The 25,637-nt window shown below is 68.7% G+C and carries 24 protein-coding genes and 1 pseudogene; 15 read left to right on the forward strand and 10 right to left on the reverse strand.

The annotated features are described in order from the left end of the window. Positions 1–20 precede the first annotated feature (20 nt). Together AC1HFH_RS07890 and AC1HFH_RS07895 are read left to right on the forward strand one after the other, a co-directional pair. On the forward strand, positions 21–2,243 hold the full coding sequence (locus AC1HFH_RS07890) for an N-acetylmuramoyl-L-alanine amidase (RefSeq protein ID WP_480246772.1): 2,223 nt from the start codon (positions 21–23) through the stop codon (positions 2,241–2,243). A gap of 252 nt (positions 2,244–2,495) precedes the next feature. Then, entirely contained in the window at positions 2,496–3,542 is a 1,047-nt protein-coding gene (locus AC1HFH_RS07895; RefSeq protein WP_480246773.1) for a CobW family GTP-binding protein, read from the forward strand. Between the two features lie 8 nt (positions 3,543–3,550). Here AC1HFH_RS07895 and AC1HFH_RS07900 read toward each other — a convergent pair whose 3' ends face one another. The 3 genes from AC1HFH_RS07900 to AC1HFH_RS07910 are packed head-to-tail and all read right to left on the reverse strand — an operon-like array spanning position 3,551 to position 6,199. Next, the gene (locus tag AC1HFH_RS07900) at positions 3,551–3,982 is read right to left on the reverse strand and encodes a molybdenum cofactor biosynthesis protein MoaE (RefSeq protein WP_480246774.1); all 432 of its coding nucleotides are present in this window, start codon (positions 3,980–3,982) and stop codon (positions 3,551–3,553) included. Then, complete coding sequence (gene moaCB, locus AC1HFH_RS07905) at positions 3,975–4,940, reverse strand: bifunctional molybdenum cofactor biosynthesis protein MoaC/MoaB (protein WP_480247766.1); 966 nt, start codon at positions 4,938–4,940, stop codon at positions 3,975–3,977. The genes AC1HFH_RS07900 and moaCB overlap by 8 nt, the downstream gene beginning before the upstream one ends. A gap of 38 nt (positions 4,941–4,978) precedes the next feature. Further along, entirely contained in the window at positions 4,979–6,199 is a 1,221-nt protein-coding gene (locus AC1HFH_RS07910) for a molybdopterin molybdotransferase MoeA (protein WP_480246775.1), read from the reverse strand. Positions 6,200–6,305: 106 nt separating this feature from the next. Here AC1HFH_RS07910 and moaA point away from each other — a divergent pair, with 106 nt between their 5' ends. Next, complete coding sequence (gene moaA, locus AC1HFH_RS07915) at positions 6,306–7,364, forward strand: GTP 3',8-cyclase MoaA (RefSeq protein WP_480246776.1); 1,059 nt, start codon at positions 6,306–6,308, stop codon at positions 7,362–7,364. Further along, a complete protein-coding gene (locus AC1HFH_RS07920) occupies positions 7,357–7,599 on the forward strand; it encodes a MoaD/ThiS family protein (protein ID WP_480246777.1) in 243 nt (80 codons plus the stop codon). Before moaA ends, AC1HFH_RS07920 begins: the two co-directional genes overlap by 8 nt. 4 nt (positions 7,600–7,603) lie before the next feature. Here AC1HFH_RS07920 and nadE read toward each other — a convergent pair whose 3' ends face one another. Both nadE and AC1HFH_RS07930 read right to left on the reverse strand, forming a co-directional pair. Then, positions 7,604–8,428: an ammonia-dependent NAD(+) synthetase gene (gene nadE / locus AC1HFH_RS07925; RefSeq protein ID WP_480246778.1), complete on the reverse strand. Its 825-nt coding sequence runs from the start codon at positions 8,426–8,428 to the stop codon at positions 7,604–7,606. Between the two features lie 11 nt (positions 8,429–8,439). Next, positions 8,440–9,138: a TetR/AcrR family transcriptional regulator gene (locus AC1HFH_RS07930; protein ID WP_480246779.1), complete on the reverse strand. Its 699-nt coding sequence runs from the start codon at positions 9,136–9,138 to the stop codon at positions 8,440–8,442. 87 nt (positions 9,139–9,225) lie between these two features. On the opposite strand from AC1HFH_RS07930, the gene AC1HFH_RS07935 reads away from it, so the two are divergent. The 4 genes from AC1HFH_RS07935 to nrdE all read left to right on the forward strand — a co-directional run bounded on the left by AC1HFH_RS07935 (position 9,226) and on the right by nrdE (position 13,160). Further along, positions 9,226–9,795 carry an NAD(P)H-dependent oxidoreductase gene (locus AC1HFH_RS07935; RefSeq protein WP_480246780.1) on the forward strand — a complete coding sequence of 190 codons (570 nt, stop codon included), beginning with the start codon at positions 9,226–9,228 and terminating at the stop codon, positions 9,793–9,795. A gap of 472 nt (positions 9,796–10,267) precedes the next feature. Further along, positions 10,268–10,501: a redoxin NrdH gene (locus tag AC1HFH_RS07940; protein WP_480246781.1), complete on the forward strand. Its 234-nt coding sequence runs from the start codon at positions 10,268–10,270 to the stop codon at positions 10,499–10,501. 14 nt (positions 10,502–10,515) lie between these two features. Further along, positions 10,516–11,016, forward strand: coding sequence for a class Ib ribonucleoside-diphosphate reductase assembly flavoprotein NrdI (gene nrdI, locus AC1HFH_RS07945; RefSeq protein ID WP_480246782.1), 501 nt, complete (start codon positions 10,516–10,518; stop codon positions 11,014–11,016). Between the two features lie 62 nt (positions 11,017–11,078). Then, a complete protein-coding gene (gene nrdE / locus AC1HFH_RS07950) occupies positions 11,079–13,160 on the forward strand; it encodes a class 1b ribonucleoside-diphosphate reductase subunit alpha (RefSeq protein WP_480247767.1) in 2,082 nt (693 codons plus the stop codon). Positions 13,161–13,470: 310 nt separating this feature from the next. Here the strand turns inward: nrdE and AC1HFH_RS07955 are convergent, their stop codons facing one another. After that, positions 13,471–15,675, reverse strand: coding sequence for an MMPL family transporter (locus AC1HFH_RS07955; protein ID WP_480246783.1), 2,205 nt, complete (start codon positions 15,673–15,675; stop codon positions 13,471–13,473). A 104-nt stretch (positions 15,676–15,779) separates the two neighbouring features. On the opposite strand from AC1HFH_RS07955, the gene AC1HFH_RS07960 reads away from it, so the two are divergent. Together AC1HFH_RS07960 and AC1HFH_RS07965 are read left to right on the forward strand one after the other, a co-directional pair. Then, on the forward strand, positions 15,780–16,205 hold the full coding sequence (locus AC1HFH_RS07960) for a DUF302 domain-containing protein (protein ID WP_480246784.1): 426 nt from the start codon (positions 15,780–15,782) through the stop codon (positions 16,203–16,205). Positions 16,206–16,282: 77 nt separating this feature from the next. Beyond that, complete coding sequence (locus AC1HFH_RS07965) at positions 16,283–16,501, forward strand: metal-sensitive transcriptional regulator (RefSeq protein ID WP_480247768.1); 219 nt, start codon at positions 16,283–16,285, stop codon at positions 16,499–16,501. A 148-nt stretch (positions 16,502–16,649) separates the two neighbouring features. Here AC1HFH_RS07965 and AC1HFH_RS07970 read toward each other — a convergent pair whose 3' ends face one another. After that, the gene (locus AC1HFH_RS07970) at positions 16,650–17,642 is read right to left on the reverse strand and encodes an LLM class F420-dependent oxidoreductase (RefSeq protein WP_480246785.1); all 993 of its coding nucleotides are present in this window, start codon (positions 17,640–17,642) and stop codon (positions 16,650–16,652) included. Positions 17,643–18,125: 483 nt separating this feature from the next. On the opposite strand from AC1HFH_RS07970, the gene mgtE reads away from it, so the two are divergent. After that, positions 18,126–19,604 (forward strand): magnesium transporter, encoded by a 1,479-nt coding sequence (mgtE, locus tag AC1HFH_RS07975; protein WP_480246786.1) that lies wholly within the window; start codon positions 18,126–18,128, stop codon positions 19,602–19,604. A 6-nt stretch (positions 19,605–19,610) separates the two neighbouring features. Here mgtE and AC1HFH_RS07980 read toward each other — a convergent pair whose 3' ends face one another. Continuing rightward, the gene (locus AC1HFH_RS07980) at positions 19,611–20,558 is read right to left on the reverse strand and encodes a peptidase (protein ID WP_480246787.1); all 948 of its coding nucleotides are present in this window, start codon (positions 20,556–20,558) and stop codon (positions 19,611–19,613) included. Between the two features lie 161 nt (positions 20,559–20,719). Here AC1HFH_RS07980 and AC1HFH_RS07985 point away from each other — a divergent pair, with 161 nt between their 5' ends. The 3 genes from AC1HFH_RS07985 to nrdF all read left to right on the forward strand — a co-directional run bounded on the left by AC1HFH_RS07985 (position 20,720) and on the right by nrdF (position 23,717). Then, positions 20,720–22,288 carry a sodium-dependent transporter gene (locus AC1HFH_RS07985; protein WP_480246788.1) on the forward strand — a complete coding sequence of 523 codons (1,569 nt, stop codon included), beginning with the start codon at positions 20,720–20,722 and terminating at the stop codon, positions 22,286–22,288. After that, positions 22,288–22,398: a methionine/alanine import family NSS transporter small subunit gene (locus tag AC1HFH_RS07990; RefSeq protein WP_480246789.1), complete on the forward strand. Its 111-nt coding sequence runs from the start codon at positions 22,288–22,290 to the stop codon at positions 22,396–22,398. Before AC1HFH_RS07985 ends, AC1HFH_RS07990 begins: the two co-directional genes overlap by 1 nt. Positions 22,399–22,754: 356 nt before the next feature. Continuing rightward, positions 22,755–23,717, forward strand: coding sequence for a class 1b ribonucleoside-diphosphate reductase subunit beta (gene nrdF, locus AC1HFH_RS07995; RefSeq protein WP_480246790.1), 963 nt, complete (start codon positions 22,755–22,757; stop codon positions 23,715–23,717). Positions 23,718–23,735: 18 nt separating this feature from the next. Here nrdF and AC1HFH_RS08000 read toward each other — a convergent pair. Beyond that, positions 23,736–24,073 (reverse strand): annotated as a pseudogene (locus AC1HFH_RS08000) (peptidase associated/transthyretin-like domain-containing protein); the annotation flags it as partial. Positions 24,074–24,189: 116 nt separating this feature from the next. Here AC1HFH_RS08000 and AC1HFH_RS08005 point away from each other — a divergent pair. After that, positions 24,190–24,771 (forward strand): DUF4203 domain-containing protein, encoded by a 582-nt coding sequence (locus AC1HFH_RS08005; RefSeq protein WP_480246791.1) that lies wholly within the window; start codon positions 24,190–24,192, stop codon positions 24,769–24,771. Here AC1HFH_RS08005 and AC1HFH_RS08010 read toward each other — a convergent pair. Beyond that, positions 24,726–25,544, reverse strand: coding sequence for a glycosyltransferase (locus tag AC1HFH_RS08010; protein ID WP_480246792.1), 819 nt, complete (start codon positions 25,542–25,544; stop codon positions 24,726–24,728). The two genes, AC1HFH_RS08005 and AC1HFH_RS08010, sit on opposite strands and share 46 nt — an antisense overlap. Positions 25,545–25,637 lie beyond the last annotated feature (93 nt).

A 25,637-nucleotide genomic window follows, 5' to 3' on the forward strand; every position in this document is an offset into this window, starting at 1 on the left:
TGCCGACCGACATGAAACCGATGATCACCAGAACCACCGGCTTCGGATCCGCCTGTGCCGCCACGTTCGCGCTGGTACTCGCCGCCGCCGTGGCACCCGCCGCACACGGCGAGACCGCACCGGCCGAAACCGATACGGCCCGGCTCGCCGGCTTCACCGTCTTCCTCGATCCCGGCCACCAGGGCACCGAGCACAACGAGGACCTCACCCGACAGGTGGACAACGGCCGCGGTGGCACCAAGGACTGCCAGACCACCGGGATGACCACGGTCGACGGCGTGCCCGAGCACACCGTCAACTGGCAGGTCACGCAGCTGGTGCGGACCGCGCTGGAAGACCTCGGCGCCCGCGTGGTGCTCAGCCGGACCGACGACACCGGCTGGGGCGGCTGCATCGACGAACGCGCCCGCGCCGCCGGACGGTCCGGGGCATCCCTCGCGGTGAGCATCCACGCCGACAGTGCGCCACCGGAGCACCGGGGCTTCCACCTCATCGTGCCCGAATTGCCCCTGCCGGACCCCGCCGCCGACCTGGCGCAGTCGGTTGCCGGGCGGGCCGCCACCGAGACCATGCGGGCGGCCTACCGTGCCGCCGACATCCCGCCCGCCCCCTACGCCGGCCCGGACGGGATTCTGACCCGCACGGACATCGCCGGCCCCGCCCTGACCACCGTGCCGCTGGTGTTCGTGGAAATGGGCAACGGCGCCAACCCCGAGGACGCCGCGCTGCTGGTGTCCCCGGAAGGACAGCTGCGGCACGCCGTCGCAATCACCACCGGCATCGCCGGCTACCTCCTCGACGTCCCGATCCCGGATACGGTGGACCGGGCCGTCGCCCCGATCCCGGCCCCCGCCGGTGAGCGGACACCGGAGCCCGCCGTCCCGGAGCCCGCGCCCGCCCCGCTGCCCGCGTCCGGCGGCGAAACCCCGGCCACCCCGGAAGCCGCGCCGGATCCGGCTCCTCCGGTTGCGGACCCGGTGCCCCCGGCGGAACCGGAGTCGCCCCTTGTCGAGCCGCCCGGTGCCTCGGCGGTTCCGGCGCCCGGCGCGGTGGATGCGCCCGGCGGTCCCGCCCCGGCACCCGGTGTCGCACCTGCGGACTCCGCCGGCACCGAGCCCGAAGCGGCTGCCCCGGTAGGCGATGTCACCCCGGAGGGCGAGGCACGAGAACCTGCCCAGGGCACTGCACCCTCACCCGGCGGACCCGACCGTCCTGCCACCGGAGCAGATCCCCTGCCCGCTACCCCGATCGTCGTTCGGGACGAGACGGAGCCCGCACCACCAGCAGCCGTGCCACCTGCAGCATCACCGGACTCCAGCACCCGGTCCGACCGACGCCCCGCGGCCGGGACCGAGCCACCGGCGCTCGCGGCCGCACCGTCGGACGACGCGGCGACCGGATCATCGGAGGCCCCGTTCTCGCTGGGGTCGTCGGTCCCGGCGGAGCCGGAGGGTGCTGCTGCGGAGCAGGCGCCGTCCGGGTCGGGAGATCCGTCGGTTTCGCTGGGATCGTCGGTCCCGGCCGAAGTGTCCGGTGACGAGGGTGCGAAGCAGGGTGATGTCGGGGCCGGGTCTTCGGAGGTGCCGTTCGAGCTGGGGTCTTCGGTGCCGGCGGAGTCGGAGGGTGCTGCTGCGGAGCAGGTGCCGTCCGGGTCGGGCGAAACGGGATCGGGGGACGTGCCGTTCTCTCTGGGCTCATCCGTGCCGGCCGAGGTGGCCGATGCCGGTGACCGGGCCGCGGAGCCGGGCGTGGCAGGCGGATCGTCGGAAGCGCCGTTCTCGCTGGGTTCGTCGGTCCCGGCCGAGGTGGCCGGTGATGAGGGTGTGGGGCAGGGTGATGTCGGGGCCGGGTCTTCGGAGGTGCCGTTCGAGCTGGGTTCTTCGGTGCCGGGACGGTCCGGGCCGCCACCGGTGCGCATTCCCTCGCCGGACGAGGTGCGGCCGGAACCGGCGAGTCTGCGGCCGCCCGGTGGGGGGGCGGACCCCGCGCCGCAGTCGGAGGTGCCGGAGCGGCCTGTGCCACAGCCACGAACCGCGCCGGTCGTGCCGCAGCCGGAGGCCGAGGCACCGGAGGCCGACAGCGGTTCGGGAGTGAGCGACCTCGGCGGCCCGATCATGCGGGTGGTGGAACTTCTGATCCCGCTGGCCGGTTCGCTCGGCATGGACGACTCCCAGATCACCGGTGAGCTGATCGACCTCGCCTACGCCCTGGCCGGCGTGCTGTTCACCGCCGTCACCGACTGATCCCGGTGGGCCGGAGGCGGTAGCGGAGCGTAACCACGCAGGCCCTCGGGGGTCAGTCGCATCGAACACCGACTGATCCCGGTGGGCCGGAGGCGGTAGCGGAGCGTAACCACGCAGGCCCTCGGGGGTCAGTCGCATCGAACACCGACTGATCCCGGTGGGCCGGAGGCGGTAGCGGAGCGCAACCACGCAGCTCGGTTCCCGGTGGCGGCGCTCACCCGGGGCTCACGGGGCGGGAACGGTGTCGGCCGGATGCCGCAGAATGGTCGGGTGATTCCAGTTGTGATCGTCGCCGGATATCTCGGGTCGGGGAAGACGACCCTGCTCAATCACCTGCTGCACGACGAGCGCGGCACCCGGATCGGTGTCGTGGTGAACGACTTCGGGGCGGTGAACATCGACTCGATGCTGGTGGCCGGTCAGGTCGACGCCATGGTGTCGCTGGGTAACGGATGCGTGTGCTGCGCGGTCGATGTCAGCGAACTCGACGACCTGTTCGCCCGGCTGTCCCAGCCGCGCAGCGGTGTCGATGTGATCGTGGTGGAGGCCAGCGGGCTGGCCGAACCGCGCAACCTCATTCGGATGGTGGTCGGCAGTGACAATCCCCGGATCCGCTACGGCGGCCTGATCGAGGTCGTCGACGCCGAACAGTTCCCGGAGACCGGTGACCGGCATCCGGAACTGTGGTCGCATCTGCAGCTCGCCGACCTGGTGGTGCTCAACAAGGCCGATCGGGTGTCCCCGGAGCAACTCGCCCGACTGTGCACCCGGATCGTCGCGCACGCCGGCCAGGTCCCGGTGCATGCGACCACGCACGGCCGGGTCGACCCGGCCCTGCTGTTCGACGAACCGCCGCGGGACCGGACCCCGGGCGCGCGGCAGCTCAGCTTCGACGAACTGCTGCGCGAACAGGACCACGACCACTCCGCCCCGGACCACCGGCACCTGCACGACGAATACACCTCGGTGTCGTTCAGCACCGAACAACCCCTCGATCCGCGCGCCCTGATCGGTTTCCTGGAGGACCCGCCGCCCGGCGTGTTCCGCGCCAAGGGAGTCGCCGGGTTCGGCGTCTCCGGTGAGCAGCGCAAATTCGTGTTCCACCTGGTCGGTCGGCATATCGAGGTGACACCGGGTACCTGGTCCCGGGGTGCGGCCCGCACCTCCGATCTCGTCCTGATCGGTACCGGCCTGGACACCGACGCCGCCTACGACCGGCTACGCGAGACCGTCCACGCCGGTCCCGATCCCCTCGACGAACAGTCGATGCTCAGCGTGTGGCGGTATGTCGCGCACTGAGCTGCGGTTCAGCCGCAGGCGTTGACCCACTCCGACATGCCGTCGGCGAACAGTTGCCGCTTCCAGATCGGCACCTCGTGTTTGATCCGGTCGACCAGCTCGGCGCAGGTCGTGAACGCTTCGGCGCGGTGCGGCGCCGCGACCGCCACCACGATCGCGAGATCGCCGACCGTCAGCGATCCGATCCGGTGCACGGCGGCGACCGGCAGACCGGCCGCCGCGGCCACCTCGGCGCAGCAGTCCCGCAGGAACCGGTCCGCCTGCGGGTGCGCCGAGTACTCCAGTGCCGAAACCTGCTGGCCACCATCGTGGTTGCGCACCTTGCCGGTGAACACCACCACCGCGCCGTGTTCCGCCCCGGTGACCGCGGCTTCGGCGGCAGCCGGTTCGAGCGGATGTTCGCTGATCGCGGTGAGCCGGACGAGCGAGTTGTCAGTCATGGTGTCCGCCTCCGGAAACTTGGGCGAGCAGATGGTCCAGCAGCGGTTCCAGTACGGCGATGCCGTCCTTCACCCCGCCGGGGGAGCCGGGCAGGTTCACGATCACCGAGCGCCCGGCCAGGCCGGCGACGCCCCGGGACAGCGCCGCGAGCGGGAATTTCGCGGTGCCCCGCTGCCGGATCGCTTCCGCGACACCGGGCAGTTCCCGGTCGAGAATCGCCAGGGTGGCCTCGGGTGTACTGTCGGCAGGCGCAGCGCCGGTGCCACCGGTGGTGATCACCAGATCGGGCTGCGTGCCGAGCGCATCGGCCAGCCCGGCCGCAATGTCGGCATCGGCGTAGACGAGTGGTCCGCGCACCGAGAACCCTTCCCGGGCCAGCCATTCGGCAAGTTTCGGGCCGGTGGTGTCGGCCCGGGTGCCGGCCGCGGCCCGGGTGGAGGCAACCAGAACGACGGCCGACCGGGTCGCATCGGCGTCGAACCGGTCGGGCGCGGTCTGGGCCGCCGCCGGGTGCATGCCCGCGCCGGCCGTCGGCCGAACCCAATGTCCGCGCTTACCACCCTCTTTGGTGAGCAGCCGGACACCGTTCAAGGTGGCGGCCGGATCCACGGCCTTGACCATGTCGTGCAGAGTGAGACCGGCCACCGCCACCGCGGTGAGCGCCTCCATCTCTACGCCGGTCGGCCCCTTGGTCTTCGCGGTGGCCTCGATGGTGATGGTGTCCGCGGTGAACCCGAACTCCACCTTCACCGACGACAACGCCAGCTGGTGGCACAGCGGAATCAGTTCGGAGGTGCGTTTGGCGCCGCCGATTCCGGCCAGCCGCGCCGTGGACAGCACATCCGCCTTCGGCATGTCGTCGGCCCGGACCAGCGCCACCACCTCGGCGGTCGTCTGCAGCTCGCCGGCGGCGACCGCGATCCGGGCGGTATCGCTCTTGGCGCTCACATCGACCATGCGGGCGCGACCTTCCCGGTCGACATGGGACAGTTCGTTCACAGCGACCACACTCGCACAGTCGATTCGGCCGGCAGTTCGGTGACCTCGGCGGGTATGTCGATCAACACATCCGCCTGGGCCATTGCCGCGATGAGATGGGAACCGGGGCCGGACACCAGGTCGACGGCCTCGGGCCGGTCCGGTTCGCCGACCAGCCGCCCGCGGAGGAACTGCCGACGCCCGGCCGGGGAACGCACGGGCTCCTGCAGCGGCAACTCCCAGCGCCGGGCGGGTGGCAGGCCCGCCAGTTCGCGCAGAGACGGCCGGGCGAACACCAGATAGGACACCACCGTGCTGACCGGGTTACCGGGGAAGCTCAGAATCGGCACCCCGTGCAGCACCGTGTAACCCTGCGGCCCGCCCGGCTGCACCGCCACCGGCCCGAAGGTGCCGCCGAGCGGGCGCAGCACATCCTTTACCACCTCGAAATCGCCCTGCGAGACGCCGCCTGAGGTGAACACCACATCGGCGGCGCCGGTGGCGGTCTTCAGCAGGTTCTCGAATTCGCCGGGGTCGTCGCTGCTGTGCAGCACCTCGACCACGGAGACGGCATCGGCCCGCAGCGCGGCGGCCAGCGCGATCCCGTTCGAGTCGTAGATCTGGCCGGGCGCCAGCCGGGTACCCGGCGGCATCAGCTCGTCCCCGGTGGTGATCACCGCGGCCCGCACCGTCGGCCGCACCGGGATCTCGGGCAGGCCCACCGCGGCGAGCGCGGCGATGTGCCGCGGGGCCAGTACCGTTCCGGCCGCCGCCAGCGGTGCGCCGGCCCGCACATCGGTTCCCGGCTCCCGGACGAACTCCCCGGCGGAGCGTCCACGCTCCACGACGATATCGGTGCCCTCGGCCCGGACGTCTTCGACCGGTACCACGCAATCCGCACCCGGCGGAATCGGAGCGCCGGTCATCACCTTCCAGGCGGCGCCGACCGGCAACGGCGCCTCGCCCGGAGCGCCCGCGGGCACCACCCCGGCGACCGGCAATCGAGCCGGAACGGTCGCGACGTCGGCGGCCCGGACCGCATAGCCGTCCATGGCGGAATTCCGGAACACCGGCAGGTCGATCGGGGCTGCGACATCCTCGGCCAGGGTGCGGCCGAGCGCTTCGGCCGGCGGTGCCGGCACCGCGGTGCGCGCCGCCAGCGGGCGCAGCAGGTGGGCGACGGTGTCGCGGTAGTCGTCGACGCTACGGACCGGGGGTCCGCCGGAGCGGGAACTCATGCGACCAGCCTAGGCCGTGCCGCGTGCCCGGTGCGTGCTCGCACCCGGCATTTTCTCACCGCCCGGCCCGCCGTGCAGTGAGGTGGATACGAGGCATAATGGACGGATGACGCTCGTCGATATGGGGATTCCCGCCGTACGGTCCGGGCGACCCGATTCGGCGGGTCGTCCCGAAACTCCGCTGCTGGTGGACCGGTTCGGCCGGGTCGCGCGGGACCTGCGAGTGTCGATCACCGAGAAGTGTTCGCTGCGCTGTACTTACTGCATGCCCGAGGAGGGGCTGCCCGCCATTCCGCGCGACGAACTGCTCTCCGCCGCGGAAATCGCCCGGCTGGTCGCTCTCGCCGTGCGTGAGCTCGGGATCCGCGAGGTCCGGTTCACCGGCGGTGAACCGCTGATGCGCCGCGACCTGGAACAGATCATCGCCGGCTGTCACGAGCGGGTGCCCGAGGTGCCCCTGGCCATGACCACCAACGGGATCGGCCTGGAACACCGGGCCCGCGGGCTGGTCGACGCCGGACTGGGCCGCGTCAATGTTTCACTCGACACCGTGGACCGGCTCGGTTTCGCGAAACTCACCCGCCGCGACCGCCTCGATTCGGTGCTGGCCGGAATCCGGGCCGCCCGCCGGGCCGGGCTGGCGCCGATGAAGGTCAACGCGGTGCTGATGCGCGAAAACCTCGACGGTGCACCGGATCTGCTGCGCTGGTGTCTCGACGAGGACTGCGAACTGCGGTTCATCGAAGAGATGCCGCTGGATGCCGACCACGAATGGGCCCGCAATCAGATGGTCACCGCCGCTGAACTTCTCGACGTGCTCGGCACCCGTTTCGACCTCACCCCGATCGGTCGCGCCGATCCCGCGGCGCCCGCGGAGAAATGGCTCGTCGACGGTGGCCCGGGCACCGTCGGCATCATCGCGACTGTCACCCGGAAGTTCTGTGCCGACTGCGACCGCACTCGGCTGACCGCCGACGGCATGCTGCGCTCCTGCCTGTTCAGCGATCAGGAGTTCGACGTACGTACCGCCCTGCGCTCCGGCGCCGACGACGACGAACTCGCCGAGATCTGGCGTGGTGCGATGTGGCAGAAGTGGGCGGGCCACGGCATCGACGCCGCCGACTTCGTGCCCCCGCAACGGACGATGGGAGCCATCGGTGGTTGAGGTCCGCTATTTCGCCGCCATCGCCGACGCCGTCGGCAAGACTGCCGAATCACTCGAACTGCCGCCCGAGGCGACGGTCGCCGACCTGCGAGCCGCCCTGACCGGCACCTACGGCACCGACCTGGACAAGATGCTGAGTGTCTGCGCCTACCTGGTCGGTGACGAACTCACCCGCGACCCGGCCACGCGCCTGACCGACCGGGTCGACGTCCTCCCACCGTTCGCCGGCGGCTGACCGGTCACCGCCACCAGGTGTCCAGCGGCGTCACCGGGACGGTGCGCTTGTGCCGGGTGTTGGTGTAGATCCGCTCGATCCGCTCGGTCACCGCGTCGGTGACCGGCCTGCCCTCGAGATAGTCGTCGATTTCGGTGTAGCGCAGGCCCAGGGCCTCCTCGTCCGGGAGGGCGGGGCGGTCGTCCTCCAGATCGGCCGTCGGGACCTTCGACCAGATGCTCGCCGGTGCGCCGAGTTCCTGCAGCAGGGCGGCGCCCTGGCGCTTGGTGAGACCGGTCAGCGGGGTCAGGTCGACACCGCCGTCACCGAACTTGGTGAAGAAGCCGGTGACCGCCTCGGCGGCATGGTCGGTGCCGACGACGAGCAGGTTCTCCTCGCCGGCCAGGGCGTACTGGACGACCATGCGTTCGCGGGCCTTGATGTTGCCGCGGACGAAATCACGCAGCCGGGCCCGCCCGGCCGCCCGGGCGACCTCGTCGGCCACCGCATTCGCACCGGGCCGCACATTGACCACCACGGACCGGTCCGGCTGAATGAACTTCAGGGCGACCTGCGCATCGTGCTCGTCGGCCTGGACACCGTAGGGCAGCCGGACGGCCAGGAATTCGGTGTCGTGGCCTTCGGTGCGCAGCTCCTCGGCGGCGAGCTGGCACAGCCGCCCGGTGAGGGCGCTGTCCTGGCCGCCGCTGATCCCGAGGACGAAGCCCTTCGCAGGTGTGGCCTGCAGGTAGTCCTTCAGGAAGTCGACCCGGCGCCGGACCTCCGCTTTCGGCTCGATATCGGACTGCACGCCGAGTTCGGCGATGATCTGTTCCCGCAGCGTCCCCATGGCGGTCCACTCTACTGCGGCGGCCGCTCCGATGTCGGTGCTGTCGCCGAGCTCGCGGCCGACGGCACCAGGGACCGCACCAGGTACTCCCAGTTGTCGCCGATCCGGTCCCGGCTGTAGCCGAGGACGTGCTGTTGATGGGTGACAAGTCCGGCCCCGAGGGTGGCCAGCAGCGTATCGGCCAGCAGTCCGGTATCGACGGGGACGTCGGCGGCTCGCAGCAGCATCATCAGATGTGCCTTCTGCAGGGCGTACGGGTCACCGCTGTAGCGGCCTTCGCCGAGTTCCGCGGCCCGGTGCAGATCGCCCTCCACCTCGATGTCGAGCAGCCGGGCGCGGCCGTACGCCACCAGCCGCTCGACCGCCGGTGCGCCCGGGCCCAGCGGCGGCGGGCCGAACATGAATGCGGCCTGGAACTTGCGCTCGGAGTGGTCGAGCAGCGCCAGCATCAGCCCGGTCCGGGTGCCGAAACGGCGGAACACCGTGCCCTTGCCGACGCCGGCCCGGCGGGCCAGCGCATCCATGGTCAGATTGTCGGCGCCCTGTTCGCGCACCAGCTGCTGGGCGGCGTCGAGCAGCAGCTTGCGGTTGCGTGCCGCATCGGCCCGCTCGACCGGCTCGTCGACCGGGATCAGCGAGGTGCCGGGACCGGGCAGGATCGGCGGACTCGGTTCGTCGGCCGATGGCGTGGGGGAGGTCACAGGGTTCACGCGGGCTCCGAGGGAAGTATTCGGACTGCGGTCCGGTTATTGTCTGATGAAACTTCGGACACCCCACTGAGTACACCAGGAGTCGCCATGAGCCAGACCCGCATCCTCGTTCTCGTCGGTAGCCTGCGTGCCGCCTCGATCAACCGGCAGCTCGCCGAGGCTGCGGTGCAGACCGCTCCCGAGGGCGCCGAACTCCGCATCTACGAAGGTCTCGGGGACATTCCCTTCTACAACGAGGACATCGACGTCCCCGGTTCCGTGCCGGCGGCCGCCGAGGCGCTGCGGGCCGCCGTGGCCGAGGTGGACGGCCTGCTGCTGGTGACCCCGGAATACAACGGCACGCTGCCCGCTGTCCTGAAGAATGCGATCGACTGGATCTCGCGCCCGTACGGCGCGGGTGCCATCCGCGGCAAGTCGGTCGGCGTGATCAGTGCGTCGATCAGCCCGCGGGCCGCCGAATGGTCGCACGGCGATGCAGTGAAGGCCGTCGGCGTGGCGGGCGGTGCCGTCGTGGCGGCGGCCGGCGCGCGGTTCGGCGGGATCGGCGAGCGGTTCGGCGAGACCCATCCGCGCGAGGATGCCGAGGCGCTGACCCAGCTCGGTGGGGCTGTGCACGAACTCCTCGTCGCCGCCCGGGAAGGTGTGACCACCGCCTGACCGCTCCGGGGTGAAGACGGCAGGGCCTGTCGCCCGCCGGACCGAACCGTGGGAGTAGAGTCGACAGGTGCCGAAGGGGCGCCGCGTCCGGAAGGATGCGGCGCCCTTTCGCTGTGCTCGTGGGGGTCCGTGCGACGCGCCGCCACGGTGCCGCCCGGCGTGTCGGCATGGGTTTGCTGGACGCTCGCTCTGGGGTTCATAGTGATCTGTGACACGTCGTGAGCTGGGGCGGAATCGAGCGTCCTGGGACTTACCTCCGCGGAATTCCATCTTTGTGACTCGCAACATCTCGTGTTGGGTGATTCTGTCGGCCACTAGGTGTAGTGTCTTCGGTACTGGAACGCGATACGGAGTCAGCGCCGTTCGGGCCCGCCGGGAAGGGGTGCGAACAGGGGTTTCCGTGGCCGATCCAGGAGTTTGCGCAGTTGACGTAGGACCGTGCACTGCATACGGATCACCAGGAGGGAACTCGATGACCATCACCGTGTACACCAAGCCCGCTTGCGTCCAGTGCAACGCCACCTACAAGGCCCTCGACAAGGTGGGCGTCGACTACCAGGTGGTCGACATCTCCACCGACGCCGAGGCGCGCGACTATGTCATGGCCCTGGGCTACCTCCAGGCGCCGGTCGTGGTGGCCGGCGATGACCACTGGTCGGGCTTCCGCCCGGATCGCATCAAAGCTCTCGCCGTCGCCGCGGCTTGACCTCGGGAGGTGACATGTCCCCCCGAACAACCGATCAGGAAGCGGGGGGCCTTGTCTACTTCTCCAGTGCGTCGGAGAACACCCACCGCTTCGTCGAGAAGCTGGGACTACCGGCCACACGCATACCACTGCACACCGCCGACTCGCTGCGGGTCGACGAGCCCTACGTGCTGATCTGCCCCACCTATGGGGGTGGCCGGCACGTGCTGGGCAGTCGGCAGCACGGCGGCGCCGCGGACCGGCCCGACAAGGCCTTCGTCCCGCGGCAGGTCGCGAAGTTCCTCAACGACCCGCACAACCGTGCCCTGCTGCGCGGTGTGATCGCGGCCGGCAACACGAACTTCGGGGAGACCTTCTGCTATGCGGGTGAGGTGATCTCGCGCAAGTGCGGGGTGCCCTACCTGTATCGCTTCGAACTCATGGGAACCGCTGAGGACGTCGTGCGCGTCCGAGAGGGATTGGGATTGTTTTGGCAACAGCAACGACAGCACCGGCCGGAAAGACAGCTCGCCTAGAGCAGCCGCCGGCTCGCGGCGTCGAGGGTGGGGAAGCCCTCGACTACCACGCGCTCAACGCGATGCTGAACTTGTACGGCCCGAACGGGGAGATCCAGTTCGACAAGGACCGGGAAGCCGCCCACCAGTACTTCCTGCAGCACGTCAACCAGAACACCGTCTTCTTCCACAACCTGGACGAGAAGCTCGACTACCTGGTCGAGGAGAACTACTACGAGTCCGAGGTGCTCGAGCAGTACAGCCGGGAGTTCATCAAGAGCCTGTTCCAGCAGGCCTACGCCAAGAAGTTCCGGTTCCCCACCTTCCTCGGCGCGTTCAAGTACTACACCTCCTACACCCTCAAGACCTTCGACGGTAAGCGCTACCTGGAACGGTTCGAGGACCGCGTCTGCATGGTTGCGCTGACCCTCGCCGACGGCGACGAGATCCTGGCCCGGCAGCTGGTCGAGGAGATCATCGACGGCCGCTTCCAGCCGGCAACGCCGACATTTCTGAATTCCGGAAAGAAACAGCGCGGTGAGCCGGTGAGCTGTTTTCTTTTGCGAATAGAGGATAATATGGAATCCATTGGGCGTTCCATTAATTCCGCTTTGCAATTGTCCAAGCGTGGCGGCGGTGTCGCGCTGTTGCTGAGCAACATTCGCGAGCACGGTGCCCCGATCAAGAAGATCGAGAACCAGTCCTCCGGTGTCATCCCGATCATGAAGCTGCTGGAGGACTCGTTCTCCTACGCGAACCAGCTCGGGGCGCGGCAGGGTGCCGGCGCGGTGTATCTGCATGCGCACCATCCCGATATCTACCGCTTCCTGGACACCAAGCGGGAGAACGCGGACGAGAAGATCCGCATCAAGACCCTCTCGCTGGGTGTGGTGATCCCCGACATCACCTTCGAACTGGCGAAGAAGAACGAGGACATGTACCTGTTCTCGCCGTACGACGTGGAACGCATCTACGGCAAGCCGTTCGCCGATATCGACGTCACCGAGAAATACTACGAGATGGTCGACGACCGGCGGATCCGCAAGTCGAAGATCAAGGCGCGCGAGTTCTTCCAGACCATCGCCGAGCTGCAGTTCGAATCCGGCTACCCGTACATCATGTACGAGGACACGGTGAACCGGTCCAACCCGATCGCCGGCAAGATCACCCATTCGAACCTGTGCTCGGAGATCCTGCAGGTCTCCACCGCCTCGGAGTTCAACGACGACCTGTCCTACGCGAAGGTCGGCAAGGACATCTCCTGCAACCTCGGTTCGCTCAATATCGCCAAGACGATGGATTCCCCCGACTTCGGGCAGACCATCGAGGTGGCCATCCGGGCGCTGACCGCGGTGTCGGACCAGACCCACATCTACTCGGTGCCCTCGATCGAACAGGGCAACAACTCCTCGCACGCCATCGGACTCGGGCAGATGAACCTGCACGGCTACCTGGCCCGCGAACGGGTCCGGTACGGGTCCGAAGAGGGCATCGACTTCACCAACATCTACTTCTACACCGTGGTGTATCACGCTATCCGGGCGTCGAACCGGATCGCGAAGGAGCGGGGTTCCTGGTTCGGCGGGTTCCCCGAATCCAAGTACGCCAGTGGCGAATACTTCGACAAGTACACCGATCAGGCGTGGGAGCCGAAGACCGACCGGGTGCGGCAGCTGTTCGCCGACGCCGGCGTGCACATCCCCACCCAGGCCGACTGGCAGGACCTGAAGGCCTCGGTCATGGAATACGGCCTCTACAACCAGAACCTGCAGGCAGTGCCGCCCACCGGCTCGATCTCCTACATCAACCACTCCACCAGCTCCATCCACCCGGTGGCGTCGAAGATCGAAATCCGCAAGGAAGGCAAGATCGGCCGCGTCTACTACCCGGCGCCCTATATGGACAACGACAACCTCGACTACTACGAGGACGCCTACGACATCGGCTACGAGAAGATCATCGACACCTACGCCGCCGCCACCCAGCACGTGGACCAGGGCCTGTCGCTGACCCTCTTCTTCAAGGACACCGCCACCACCCGCGACCTGAACAAGGCGCAGATCTACGCCTGGCGCAAGGGAATCAAGACCTTGTACTACATCCGGTTGCGGCAGATGGCGTTGGAAGGCACCGAGGTGGAGGGTTGCGTCAGCTGTATGTTGTGAGGTCGGCGCCCGCCGGGTCCCGGGTGAGGTGGTAGCGCCCCACCCGGGTCAGCGGGTGTCGTGAACTGCCCGCCTCCGAGCGAAATCTCGGCCCTCGATCGGGTCGATCCTCGCTCCGAGGCGGGCGTATGTGTATCTGCCGACAGGACGCCGCATCCCAGGGGCTGCTCGCCGGCAGATCAGCTTTTCGAGCCGGCGGCTGCCGGGTCCGCCCTGCGCGTGCATCGGCACCATCGGTTATGCACTCCAGCCGAGGAATTCGTTCAGTGCGGCCGTGCCGACCCGTTCAACTGCGCTTCCGCTGGGACAGCTACCTGTTCAGCGTGAGTGCGGCGCCGTGGTCGGTACTGCGGGACGGGGCGCGGCCCGCCGGTGGTTCCCGCCGTTCATGTGCGAAGCTGATTTCCGGAAGCACCCGCTGCAGCCATCGGGGGCAGGCCCAGGCCGCGGCGCCGGTGACCCGCAACAGCACCGGAAGCAAGACCAGGCGGACCAGGAACGCGTCCAGCAGTACAGCGATACCGAGGATCACGCCCATCTCCTTCGGCGGTAGCGGGCCGGAGAGGGCGAAGGTGAAGAACACCGCGACCATCACACCGCCCGCGGCGAAGATCACCCGGCCGGAGTGGGCGACCGCGCCGACCATGGCTGCGCGGGCGTCGCCGGTGCGTTCCCAGTGTTCCTTGGCCGAGGCCAGCAGGAACACGGTGTAGTCCATGGCGATGGCGAAGATCATCGCGAAGAAGAACACCGGTGCCCAGGCGTCCAGGAAGCCCTGGGATTCGAATCCGAGCAGCCCGGTTGCGAAACCTTCCTGGAAGATCAGCCGCGCGACGCCGAATGCTGCGGCGGTCGACAACAGTCCCGCCAAGGCGCCGAGGAAGGCGATCAGTGGGGCGCGCAGTGCGATCAGCAGCAGTGCGAAGCCGAGCACGGTGATCACCGCGATCACCAGCGGGGTGGACCGGTCGAGCTGTTTCTTCAGATCGATGTTCTCCACCGCGGCGCCGCCGACCAATGCGTCGGACGGCAGTTCGGCGCGGAGCCGGTCGACGGTCGACACCAGTTCTGGATCGGAGGGATCGACCTCCGGGATCGCCTGGATCATCCGTAGTGCGCTGCCGTCGTTGGGTGCGGCGGCCGGAAGTACGGCGGCCAGTCCCGGATCGGCGCGCAGGGTGTGTTCGGCTGCGGCGACCTCACCGGTGGGTACGACGATCTGCAGGGCGCCGGGGGCGCCGGGGCCGAAGGCCTCCTGGACCAGGTCGTAGCCGACTCGGGCGTCGGCGTCTTCTGGGAGCACTTTGATCGACGGCATCGAGGTCTTCGCGCCGAGTAGGGGAGCGGCGAGTGCGATGAGCAGTACCAGCACGGGCAGGCCCCAGCGCAGCGGCTGCCGCCACAGCCGGTCGCCCCAGCGGGCGAAGCGGGGCGACCGGTGGTCGCCGGTGCGCACCCAGGGCAGCGCCAGCCGGTTGATCCGGTGGTCGAGCCGGTGCAGGACCAGCGGCAGCAGGGTCAGGGTGGCGGCGAGGACGAAGACGACCGACAGCATGATGCCGCCGGCCATCGACCGGAACGACGGCGAGGGCACCAGCATCACCGCCGACAGGGAAACCAGCACCGTGGCGCCCGAAAGCAATACCGCCTTGCCTGCGGTGTCCATCGTTTCGGCGACGGCAGCGGTGCGGGACCGGCCCTGTCCCATCCGGGCCGCCCGGTAGCGCACCACCATGAACAGGGCGTAGTCGATGCCCAGGGCGAGCGAGAACATCATGGCGAAATTCATCGCCCAGATCGACACCGGAACCAGTTCGTTGATCAGCACCAGCGAACCCGCCGATGCGATCAGTCCGGCGAGGGTGAGCAGCAGCGGCAGTCCGGCCGCGACGAGCGCACCGAAGGCCAGCACCAGGATGGCGAGGGTCACCGGCCAGGAGATCATCTCCGAGGTGAGCATCGCCTCCAGGTTGGCGGCGTTGAAATCCGACCACAGCATCGATGACCCGGTCGGGTTCACCTGCACGTCCGAGGTCGACAGTGCGCCGAGTTCGTCCTTCAGGTCGGTGGCCACCCGCACCATCTCGTCCGGGCCGACACCGGCCCCGGCCAGCACGACGGCGGTGCCGCCGTCGGGGCTCAGTGTTGCGCCCGGCATCGGGGGAACCACCTCGCCGAGACGGGGCTCAGCGGCCAGCACCTCCTGGATCCGGTCCAGGACCTGGCGCCTGGCGCCCTCGGTCACCGGACCCGAATCGCTGTGCACGACCACCTGGAGCGCATGTCCGGCATTGCCGCCGAAATGTTCCTGAGCGAGCTCGCGTACCTGCACCGACTGGGAGCCGTCGGCCTGCCAGCCCGCGCCGGACAGGTTGTGTTCGACGAAGGGGGCGAACACGCCCAGTCCGACGATGGCCAGCACCCAGGCTGCCGTCACCATCCGGCCGTGGGAGACCACCCACCGGCCGAGCCGGCCGAGTGGTCCGGCCGTTGTGTCATCACCGGTCTCGTGCACCTCGCACCTACCTTTCGTAACCCCCTGGGGGGATGTATGCTGGTGCCGAAGCTAGCATCCCCCCAGGGGGTTGTGCAACGATGGTGGAGTAGAAGGAGGCAGACATGGCCGAGGTCACCGAAACCGGGTTCACCGTGGCGACGACCGTCGACGGGACCTATGCGGAAGTGCTGGAACGAGTGCGGGCAGAGCTGGCCGTCGCCGGCTTCGGGGTGCTCACCGAGATCGATGTCGCGGCGACACTGAAAGCCAAGCTCGGTGTCGATGTCGCGCCCAGGATCATCCTGGGTGCGTGCCGGCCGGAGCTCGCGCATCGGGCGCTCGGGATCGACCCTCGTGTCGCGGCTCTGCTGCCGTGTAACGTCGTCGTGTCGAGTGCCGGACCGGGGTCGACCGCCGTGGAGATCCTGGATCCCGGGGTGATGCCGGAGTTCACCGGCGAGCCGGCGCTCGATGCGGTGGCCGCCGAGGCGCGTGAGCGGCTGGTCGGAATGCTGGACGCCGTGTCCGGCGCCGCGGTGCGCGAATAGATGCCACCGGTGAGTAGTAAGAGGAGTCGACGTCAGTGCAGCTCGAACAGGACGAAGTCAAAGCCGTCGTCACGCGGATGAAGCGGGCGCACGGGCATCTCGCCACCGTCATCCGGATGCTCGAGGACGGGGCGGAATGCGAGGACGTGCTCACCCAGCTCGCCGCGGTGAACAAGGCGCTCAGCCGCAGCGGTTACGCGCTCGTCGCGACCGGGCTGCAGCACTGCATCGCCGCCGACGGCCCGGACAGCGTCGACACCAAGAAGCTCGAGAAGCTGTTCCTGTCGCTGGCCTGATCAGGCAGGCATCCGGCGCACCGTATGCGCGGGTGGCAGCCCGGTGAATTGGCCGGCGGCTGTAGGGGTGCCTGCGGCCGGCTGCACCCACCGTGGCGCTCGAACCTCATGGTGCACACCGGGGAACTGCCGCCGGACGGTCCGGCGGTCAGTGGAGCGCCGGAATGACCTTGCGTTCGAACAGTTCCACGCCGGTGAGGTCGTAGGCCGCTTCGGGGAAGTAACAGATGGTGTAGCCGAGCCCGAGCTCCCCCAGCCGGGACAGGTTCTCCGCGACCCGGTCCGGGGTGCCGACGCCTGGGCTGTTCGCGACCTCCTGGTCGACGTACCCCCGGGCCCGGTCGGCGCCTACGAGCGGTGTCAGCCGGTCGACCACGGCCGCGATCCGGTCGCGGACCTCCCGCTCGGTGTCACCGAGTAGCACATCGACATTGGCGCTGCGGGTGATCGCCGCGAAATCGGTGCCCACCTCGCGGCAATGCTGCTGCAGCACAGCGGATTTGCGGGCGAACTCCTCGGGATCGGCGCCGAAGTTGGTGTAGTTCGCGTGTTCGGCGGCGATCCGCAGGGTCCGCTTCTCGCCGCCACCGGCGATCCAGATCGGGATACCTCCGTTCTGCAGGGGGAGTGGTTGCACGATCGCGCCGTCCACCCGGTAGTGCGTGCCGTCGAACGTGACCGTCCCGTCCTGCCAGGCCCGGCGTATGATCCGGACGCCCTCGTCCAGCCGCTCCAGCCGCTCCCGGGCCGGGGGAAAGCCGTAACCGTAGGCCCGCCACTCGTGTTCGTACCAGCCGGCGCCGATCCCCATCTCGACCCGGCCGCCGGATACGATGTCGACGGTGGCAGCGACCTTGGCCAGGTAGGCCGGGTTCCGGTAGCTCATCGCGGTGCACATCTGGCCGAGGCGCACCCGGTCGGTCACCGCCGCGAACGCCGACATCAGTGTCCAGGCTTCATGGGTGGCCTCCGCGGTGGCCGCGGGGGTGGTGTGGAAATGGTCGTAGACCCAGATCGATGTCCAGTCGGTACCGGCGTCGACGCGCCGCACCAGGTCGCGCAGCACCGTCCACTGCCGTGCGGGATCGATGCCGGCGAGGTCGAGCCGCCAGCCCTGGGGAACGAAGATGCCGAACTGCACCGAAATCCTCCTGGAGTCGTCCTGCGGGGCGCCGCGCATCGTCGGCGCCCGGTCAACTGTTCCCCGGCAGCACCCGCCCGGCAAGCATCTGCCGGGGTTTCGAGTGTGTCCGGTGTCCCACCGGGGTGCGGCGGTGGCGACGGTCACGGTGTGGTACGGCGGTACCGAGGTGAAACCTGATGCCTGCGGATGTATCCTTCGGTTCGGAAGGTGTGCACGCAGCGTGCGCATGCGGAATTCTGTGCGGGCGAGGGTCCGGCAGCGGCGACCAGGAGGTGGTGTTGTATGCGCAGCGAACCTCCCAGTCGAAGGCCGCGCGGCGTCGCCCCCTTCGTCTGTCGATAGTTTGTCCCGGTCGGTGATTCGTCCGGCGTGACAGTCACGTGGTGGTGGACGCCCGCGGTGAGTGCCGCATTCTCGAACCACCTCGCAGTACGGCCCGTCGTCTCCGGCGGTCCGGCTGCCGTTGCGTGAGGACTTCCCATGTCGCAGACCGACCTGATCGACGTGCGCCCGGCCGGGGCGCCGGAATCCGTACCCCCCGAACCAGCCGCACCGGTACCTGCGCCGGAGCCGGTGCCGTCCGTGGTGGACGAGGTCGCCGACGCCGGCGCCGCCGAAGCGCTCGAGGTGCTCGCCGAATCGGTGCGCGACATCGTCGAAACCCACCGGGTGGACGCCGCGCTGCACTGGCTGGACAACCGTCCCCCGCACATCATCGCCGATGCCCTGGCCCGGATGGATGCCGTGCAGGCCGGCGTGGTGTTCCGGCTGCTCGACAAGGACCGGGCGCTCACGGTGTTCGAAGAGCTGGAACCGGTGGACCAGCAGCAGATCCTGGCCGGACTGCGCGACCAGAGCTTCCGCGAACTCGTCGAGGGCATGGACCCCGACGACCGGGCCCGGATGCTGCGCGAAGCACCGGCCAAGGTCGCCAAGAAGGTGCTGGCCGGGCTGAGCCCGCGGGAGCGGCGGATGACCGCCGCACTGCTCGGCTACCCCGAGGGCTCGGTGGGCCGCTACATGACGCCGGAAGTCGTTGCGCTGCCGGATGATCTGACCGTCGCCCAGGCGCTGCAGACGGTGCGGGCCAAGGGCGGCAACGCCGAGACCGTCTACACCCTGCCGGTCGTCGATTGCGGCCGGCGGCTGATCGGGATCGCCGAACTGCGGGAACTGGTGCTGCACGAGCCGGATGCCCCGGTTGCCGAACTCGTCGTCACCGAGCCCACCTCGGTGCGGGCCACCGATTCCGCCGAGAAGGCCGCCCGGTTGATGCGCGATATCAACGCCATCGACCTGCCGGTCGTGGACAGCGAGAATCGGCTCGTCGGCCTGCTCACCATCGACGATGCGATGGAGGTCGTCGAAGCCGCCGACAGTGAGGACGTCGCCAAACAGGCCGGTGCGGCACCGTGGACCGGCCACTACATGGCGGCCGGGGTGTTCCAGCTGGCCCGCTACCGGGCGCTGTGGCTGTTGCTGCTGCTGGTGGCGGCGACCCTGACCGTCAGCGTCACCGGATATTTCGAGGGCACCCTGGAACAGGCCGCCTCGCTGGCCCTGTTCATCCCGCTGCTGATCGGGGCCGGTGGCAATGCCGGTGCCCAGGCGGCCACCGCGTGTGTGCGGGCACTGGCGGTCGGCGAGGTACGCGGATCGGACCTGTTGAAGGTGATCTGGCGGGAATGCCGGGTGGGACTGCTGCTGGGCGGCATGCTGGCGGGTGCGGGCGTGGTGATCGGGGCCCTGTTCGTCGGTCCCGGACTGGCCGCGGTCGTCGGGATCACCCTCGTGCTGATCTGCGGCTGGGCTGCGACCATCGGCGGTACCATGCCGCTGCTCGCCAAGCGGCTCGGCATCGACCCCGCGGTGGTCTCCGCCCCGATGGTCACCACCCTGGTGGACGCCACCGGGCTGATCATCTACTTCACCACCGCGAAACTGGTGCTGGGCATCTGATCCGGCTCACGCCGGGAACAGTCCCAGTACTGCCGCCGCCACCTCCCGGGTGACCTCGTCGCTGCGGGCCGCCACCTCCACCACCGGCACCCGCGGCCCGAAGGCAGTGGACCCGGCGGGTAGTTCCGGGCCGACGGCGGCCGAATAGATCGGGATGGACTCGTCGAACACCGACACCGACCGGTACACCGTGCGGTCGTCGAGCTCCAGTGGCGCGGCGCGGGCGGTGAGCGAATCGGGGATCCGGTAATCGTAGGTGACTGTGACGTCCTCGCCGCGATAGTCGAATTTGCAGGTCGTCATGCGGATATCGCCGGAGTCCAGGGTATCGGGCAGCCGGTCGCGCACGGCGCACGGATCGGCGCCGAGCAGTACGGTCTCCGGCGTGTCGGGTGAGGTGCCCTGCGGGGGTGCGGCGCGCCACCGATCCAGCATGCCGGGCATCAGCTCCTCGCCGACGACGCACGGATCGGTGCCCACTGGGGTCGTATCGCCCAGATAGATCGCGACACCGGCCGGGAACCGGGCGGTCAGGCCGCAGGCCCGGCCGCTGCCGTCGGCGCGATCCGGGACGATACGCAGCGCGACATCGCCGACCGGGACGTCGCGGCCCCAGGCGTGCGGGGTGAGTTCGGGAAGCACGGCCGTCGACCAGGACAACCGGGTGGCATCCTCGCCGTCCGGACCGATCAGTGCGGTACAGCTGTACAGCCCGACGGTCACGCTGCGCACCTCGCCCAGCTCGTCCAGGACGTCCCGGGGCAGCAGGGCGCAACTGTCGATCTGCCGGGCCGCCTGGGCTGCCGCGGCCTGTGCGGCGGCGTCGTCCGGCGGCTGCGACCAGAATTCGGCGGGCGGGGTGGGCGGCGCAGAAGCCGCCGGATCCGCCGAATCGCCACCGCCGCACCCGGCGGCGGTCAGCGCCACAGCGATCAGAGCCAGCGCTCGTAACATCGCGCCTCCCTCCACTACTTCGACTCTGCTGCTTCTTCGAACCTGCTGCTGATTGTTCACCACACCGAAACTCGATCAAGGCAACCGGCCGGACACCGGCCCTTAAACTAGTATCCTTCGCGCTCGACCAAGATCTACCCAGCCGCGAACGGAGGGTGCTGATGCACGCACAACCCCGGGAACAGTGGGCGACCAGAGCGGGGTTCCTCCTCGCGGCCATCGGCTCCGCCGTCGGACTCGGCAATATCTGGCGCTTTCCTTATGTCGCCTATGAGAACGGTGGCGGTGCCTTCCTGGTGCCGTATCTGGTGGCCCTGCTCACTGCAGGAATCCCGCTGCTGATCTTCGAATACACCGTCGGCCACAAATGGCGTGGCTCACCGCCGCTGGCCTTCCGCCGGATGGGCCGCGGCGCCGAATCGATCGGCTGGTGGCAGGTGGCGATCTGCTTCGTGATCTCGGTGTACTACGCGGTGATCATCGCCTGGGCGATCCGGTACATGGGGTTCTCCGTCGGGCAGCAGTGGGGCGACGACCCGGAGACGTTCCTGATGAGCGATTTCCTGAACCGCGCCGACACACCCGGCTTCGCGGCGCCGTTCGTACCGGGGGTGTTGTGGCCGCTCGTGGCGGTCTGGCTGGTGACCCTGGTCGTGCTGGCGCTCGGGGTCCGGCGCGGTATCGAGATCGCGAACAAGATCTTCATCCCGCTGCTGGTGGTGCTGTTCCTGATTCTGGTGGTCCGTGCACTCTTCCTGCCCGGTGCCGCCGACGGCCTGAACGCCTTCTTCACCCCGGACTGGTCCAGCATCAGTGACGGAACCGTATGGATCGCCGCCTACGGACAGATCTTCTTCTCGCTGTCCGTCGGTTTCGGCATCATGATCACCTACGCATCGTATCTTCGCCGGAAGTCGGATCTGACCGGGTCGGCCCTGGTCGCCGGTTTCGCCAACAGCTCCTTCGAAATCCTCGCCGGCATCGGCGTCTTCGCCACGCTGGGCTTCATGGCGCATCAGACCAGCGTGGCGGTGAGCGACGTATCGGCGAGCGGCGTCGGCCTCGCCTTCGTGGTCTTCCCGACCATCGTCTCCGAATTGACAACCGGGGCAGCATGGTTCGGTGTGCTGTTCTTCGGCTGCCTGGTCCTGGCCGGATTGTCCTCGCTGATCAGCATCGTTCAGGTGGTCATCGCCTCCGTGCAGGACCGATTCGGGCTGGCGCGGGTGCCTGCCGTACTGATCGTCGGTGGTGCGATCGCCGCCGTCTCGATCGGACTGTTCCCCACCCGCAACGGCCTGTACCTGCTCGACGTTTCGGACCACTTCATCAACCAGTACGGCATCGTGATCGCCGCCCTGGTGGCGGTGCTGGTCGTCGGCGGCGTGCTCAGCAAGCTGAACGTGATGAAGGCCTACACGGACCGGTTCGCCAGCCTGCGGGTCGGGCCGGTGTGGCTGATCCTGATGGGGCTGGTGTCCCCGATCGTGCTCACCTGGATGGTGGTGGACAGCCTGCGCCAGGAGGCGGCGGAGAACTACGGGGGCTACGACACCTCGTACCTGCTCGCCGCCGGGTGGGCAGTAGCCGGTGGCGCCATCGTCTTCGGGGTGCTGATGGCGCTGCTCCCGTGGCGCAACCCCGGGGCAGCCCCCGGTGAAACCGAAGCCGACGACAAGGATGCCGAGGCCGGCGAACCGGTGTCGGTCGCCAAGGAGGTGCAGGCCTGATGTCCACCAGCGCAATCGTCATGCTGATCGTGTCGATCGTCGTCGTCTGGGGCGGCTTGTTCGCCTCGATCATGCTGATCCGTCGGAAGCCGGAGTCGCCGGAGGACTGATCGGCCCTTCGCACGAATCGAAACGCCCGGCCGAGCGCCACCGCCCGGCCGGGCGTTCGTGTCGGCGGCCGCGTCGGCCGGGAACCCCGGCGCCGTTGCCCGACGCGGGTGGGCTCCCGGTGATGCCGTGTCGGCCGGAACGAGAGGTCGAGAACACGCGGTGTGGGCGATGCGGGCCGGTTGCTGCCGGTGGCGCACAATGGGTCCGCGCGGGTTCCCCCGGAGTTCACTCCGGCACTGGAATCCAGTGCAACACAACTTCTTGTGGTTGATGGAACTATGCCACACTAGGTGTAGTGTTCATGGTGGATGGCGAGGGTCATCGAGTGGTGTCGTCGGAAAGGTGTGAGGCGAGGATGAAACTGATCGATCGGGCAAGTGCGATCAACTGGAATCGGGTGCCCGACGAGAAGGACGCCGAGGTCTGGGATCGGCTGACCGGCAACTTCTGGTTGCCGGAGAAGGTGCCGGTCTCCAACGACATCCCCTCGTGGAACACCCTCACCGCCGATGAGAAGCAGCTGACCATGCGGGTGTTCACCGGCCTGACGCTGCTGGACACGATCCAGGGCACCGTCGGCGCGGTGAGCCTCATCCCGGATGCGCTCACCCCGCACGAGCAGGCGGTGTACACCAACATCGCGTTCATGGAGTCGGTGCACGCCAAGAGCTACAGCTCGATCTTCTCCACGCTGTGCTCGACGAAGGAGATCGACGAGGCGTTCCGCTGGTCGGAGGAGAACCGCAACCTCCAGCGCAAGGCCGAGATCGTGCTGTCCTACTACAACGGCGAGGATCCGCTGAAGCGCAAGGTCGCCTCCACGCTGCTGGAGAGCTTCCTGTTCTACTCGGGTTTCTACCTGCCGATGCACTGGTCCTCGCGGGCCAAGCTCACCAACACCGCCGACATGATCCGGCTGATCATCCGCGACGAGGCGGTGCACGGCTACTACATCGGCTACAAGTACCAGAAGGGCCTCGAGCAGATCACCCAGGCCGAACGCGACGAGCTGAAGAACTACACCTTCGAGCTGCTGTTCGAGCTCTACGACAACGAGGTGGACTACACCCAGGACCTCTACGACGAAGTCGGCCTCACCGAGGACGTCAAGAAGTTCCTGCGGTACAACGCCAACAAGGCGCTGATGAACCTCGGCTACGAAGGCCTGTTCCCGAAGGACGAGTGCGAGGTGAACCCGGCCATCCTGTCCGCGCTGTCCCCGAATGCCGACGAGAACCACGATTTCTTCTCCGGTTCGGGGTCGAGCTACGTGATCGGCAAGGCGGTCAACACCGAAGACGAGGACTGGGAGTTCTGATGCTGCTGCGCCGCCGGGTCAGCGTCCCGGCGGCGGACCGCCCCCGGGTCCGCCCGGCGGCAGGCCGCCACCCGGCTGCTGGTTCTGCGACTGCTCGGCGACGCCGATGGTCAGCGCGACAGTGAGTCCGCCGGCCGGTGTGCCCGACACCGTCGCCAACTCGGCGTCCCAGCCGTCCCCGAAGACATTGTCCGAGGTCAACGACACACCGGCCAGGTTCGCCGGGCTCTGCGCGTATCCCGGGTCGTAGGGTACACCGCCTCGCACACTTCCTGCGGCAGGGCGATCTGCGAGGTCAGCCGGGCATCCGAACCGGCGACCGCGGCTTCCGGCGAATCGAACACCTCGAAATGGATATCGCTGGAGTTTTCCCGGATGCCGGCCGCGGGCCACCACGCCCGGTGCGGTTCCGCGATGACCGGGCGATCCCGCCGTATGGTGGAGTCCCGGATCACGGTCGGAGGGATCGCGCATGATTCAGGTCGGTGCGGGACTGGTAGTGGCGATCGGCGTGCTGCTGTGCTTCTACGGCATCCGGTCGGTGAACCTCGGGGTGCTCGCCATCGGCTTCGGCCTGGGCTGGATGATCCCCGATCTGTTCGGCGCCTCGTTCGCCACGCTGCTGCTGTTCGGCGCGATCGGCGCGATCTCGGCGTGGGTGGCCGCGAAGCTGGTGTTCCGGTTCGCCGCCTACCTACTCGGCGGCCTGACCGGCGCGATGATCGGCGTCCAGGTCTCGGCGCTGCTGCAGCCGGGCGACCGCAGCTGGGCCCTGAGTATGATCGTGCTCCTCGCGTTCGGGGCCGCGGGCGCCTATCTGGCCGATAAATACCGTTCCCGGGCCCTGCTGTGGCTCACCTCGATCGGCGGCGCCTCGATGATCCTGACCGGACTGGGCCGGATGATCGACGCTCTGGACTACCTGCGCCACCCCGACAACGGGTGGGGGCAGCTCGCCGCCACCACCGCCTGGGTGGCGCTGTCCGTCGCCGGGTGGTACGTGCAGCGTCAGCTGTTCGCCGACAAACTGGACATCGACGAGGCCCGCAGATAGGCGGTCGCAGTAGGCCGTGCCGGGCGCCAGGGCGGACCGGCGAGCAGCGTGATCGCTCGCTCGCGCACCATCGAAATCTGATCCCCCCCCCCTTCGAAGCCGGAGGTTCTGGTGGACCGCTGCATCCGGTGCCGCCGGTAGCGCAGAGTCGGCTCCGCGACGACGACGCCGGGCGCGAGCGCACCGGCCGACATCAGCAGTGCCGTGTCCTCCATTCCCTGCATCGCCGCCCAGCCGCCCGCGGTGATCAGCAGTTCCCGGCGCCACAGGATCCCGGCGGGGTGCACGGGCAGCTGGTAGTGACCGGGCTCGGTCACCCAGGCGTCGAGCAGGGCGCCGCGGGGGAGCAGCCCCGTGGCGAAGTCGATCGGGAAATCGACGAGCGTGCCGGAGGCCAGCAGATCGCGTGCCGGCCCGACCGCGAATCCGGCGTCCGGATGGGTGTGCAGTGCTTCCCGGAGGGAGGCGAGGGCGGTGGGTTCGAGTTCGTCGTCGGCGTCCAGGTTCTGCACGAGTGGCTCGACCGACCGGCCCAGCGCGACATTGCGGGTGTTCGCCGGGCCCTCCCGGCTTCCGTTGCCGGCCGGCCGCAGCCGCGGATCGTCGGTGGCGCCGCATTCGGCCAGCGCGCTGAGCACTGCGGGCGAGACGGGGCCGTCGATCTGCAGATACCACACCCAGTCGGAGCAGGTCTGTGCCTGCAGGGAGCGCCAGGCGGCGGGCAGATAGCGGGCGTATCCGGCGTGTACCGCCGTGATCACCGCTATCGCCATGCTCGCCGAGTCTGCCATCTCGACGGGTGCCGTGCGCTGTGGTAATCAGTGAGATCGATCATGCCGCCGTGGTGCGGATACTGTTGGGAGGCA

The sequence above is a fragment of the Nocardia sp. KT25-26 genome (assembly GCF_056627695.1).

Excerpts from the sequence above, each read along its gene's own strand:
- AC1HFH_RS07900 (WP_480246774.1), bottom strand. The coding sequence starts at position 3,982 with ATGACTGACAACTCGCTCGTCCGGCTCACCGCGATCAGCGAACATCCG.
- mgtE (WP_480246786.1), top strand. The coding sequence starts at position 18,126 with ATGTCGCAGACCGACCTGATCGACGTGCGCCCGGCCGGGGCGCCGGAA.
- AC1HFH_RS07910 (WP_480246775.1), bottom strand. The coding sequence starts at position 6,199 with ATGAGTTCCCGCTCCGGCGGACCCCCGGTCCGTAGCGTCGACGACTAC.
- nrdE (WP_480247767.1), top strand. The coding sequence starts at position 11,079 with ATGCTGAACTTGTACGGCCCGAACGGGGAGATCCAGTTCGACAAGGAC.
- AC1HFH_RS07985 (WP_480246788.1), top strand. The coding sequence starts at position 20,720 with ATGCACGCACAACCCCGGGAACAGTGGGCGACCAGAGCGGGGTTCCTC.
- nrdF (WP_480246790.1), top strand. The coding sequence starts at position 22,755 with ATGAAACTGATCGATCGGGCAAGTGCGATCAACTGGAATCGGGTGCCC.
- AC1HFH_RS08005 (WP_480246791.1), top strand. The coding sequence starts at position 24,190 with ATGATTCAGGTCGGTGCGGGACTGGTAGTGGCGATCGGCGTGCTGCTG.
- AC1HFH_RS07990 (WP_480246789.1), top strand. The coding sequence starts at position 22,288 with ATGTCCACCAGCGCAATCGTCATGCTGATCGTGTCGATCGTCGTCGTC.
- moaCB (WP_480247766.1), bottom strand. The coding sequence starts at position 4,940 with ATGGTCGATGTGAGCGCCAAGAGCGATACCGCCCGGATCGCGGTCGCC.
- AC1HFH_RS07965 (WP_480247768.1), top strand. The coding sequence starts at position 16,283 with ATGAAGCGGGCGCACGGGCATCTCGCCACCGTCATCCGGATGCTCGAG.
- nadE (WP_480246778.1), bottom strand. The coding sequence starts at position 8,428 with ATGGGGACGCTGCGGGAACAGATCATCGCCGAACTCGGCGTGCAGTCC.
- AC1HFH_RS07980 (WP_480246787.1), bottom strand. The coding sequence starts at position 20,558 with ATGTTACGAGCGCTGGCTCTGATCGCTGTGGCGCTGACCGCCGCCGGG.
- moaA (WP_480246776.1), top strand. The coding sequence starts at position 6,306 with ATGACGCTCGTCGATATGGGGATTCCCGCCGTACGGTCCGGGCGACCC.
- AC1HFH_RS07895 (WP_480246773.1), top strand. The coding sequence starts at position 2,496 with ATGCCGCAGAATGGTCGGGTGATTCCAGTTGTGATCGTCGCCGGATAT.
- nrdI (WP_480246782.1), top strand. The coding sequence starts at position 10,516 with ATGTCCCCCCGAACAACCGATCAGGAAGCGGGGGGCCTTGTCTACTTC.
- AC1HFH_RS07890 (WP_480246772.1), top strand. The coding sequence starts at position 21 with ATGATCACCAGAACCACCGGCTTCGGATCCGCCTGTGCCGCCACGTTC.
- AC1HFH_RS08010 (WP_480246792.1), bottom strand. The coding sequence starts at position 25,544 with ATGGCGATAGCGGTGATCACGGCGGTACACGCCGGATACGCCCGCTAT.
- AC1HFH_RS07935 (WP_480246780.1), top strand. The coding sequence starts at position 9,226 with ATGAGCCAGACCCGCATCCTCGTTCTCGTCGGTAGCCTGCGTGCCGCC.
- AC1HFH_RS07960 (WP_480246784.1), top strand. The coding sequence starts at position 15,780 with ATGGCCGAGGTCACCGAAACCGGGTTCACCGTGGCGACGACCGTCGAC.
- AC1HFH_RS07940 (WP_480246781.1), top strand. The coding sequence starts at position 10,268 with ATGACCATCACCGTGTACACCAAGCCCGCTTGCGTCCAGTGCAACGCC.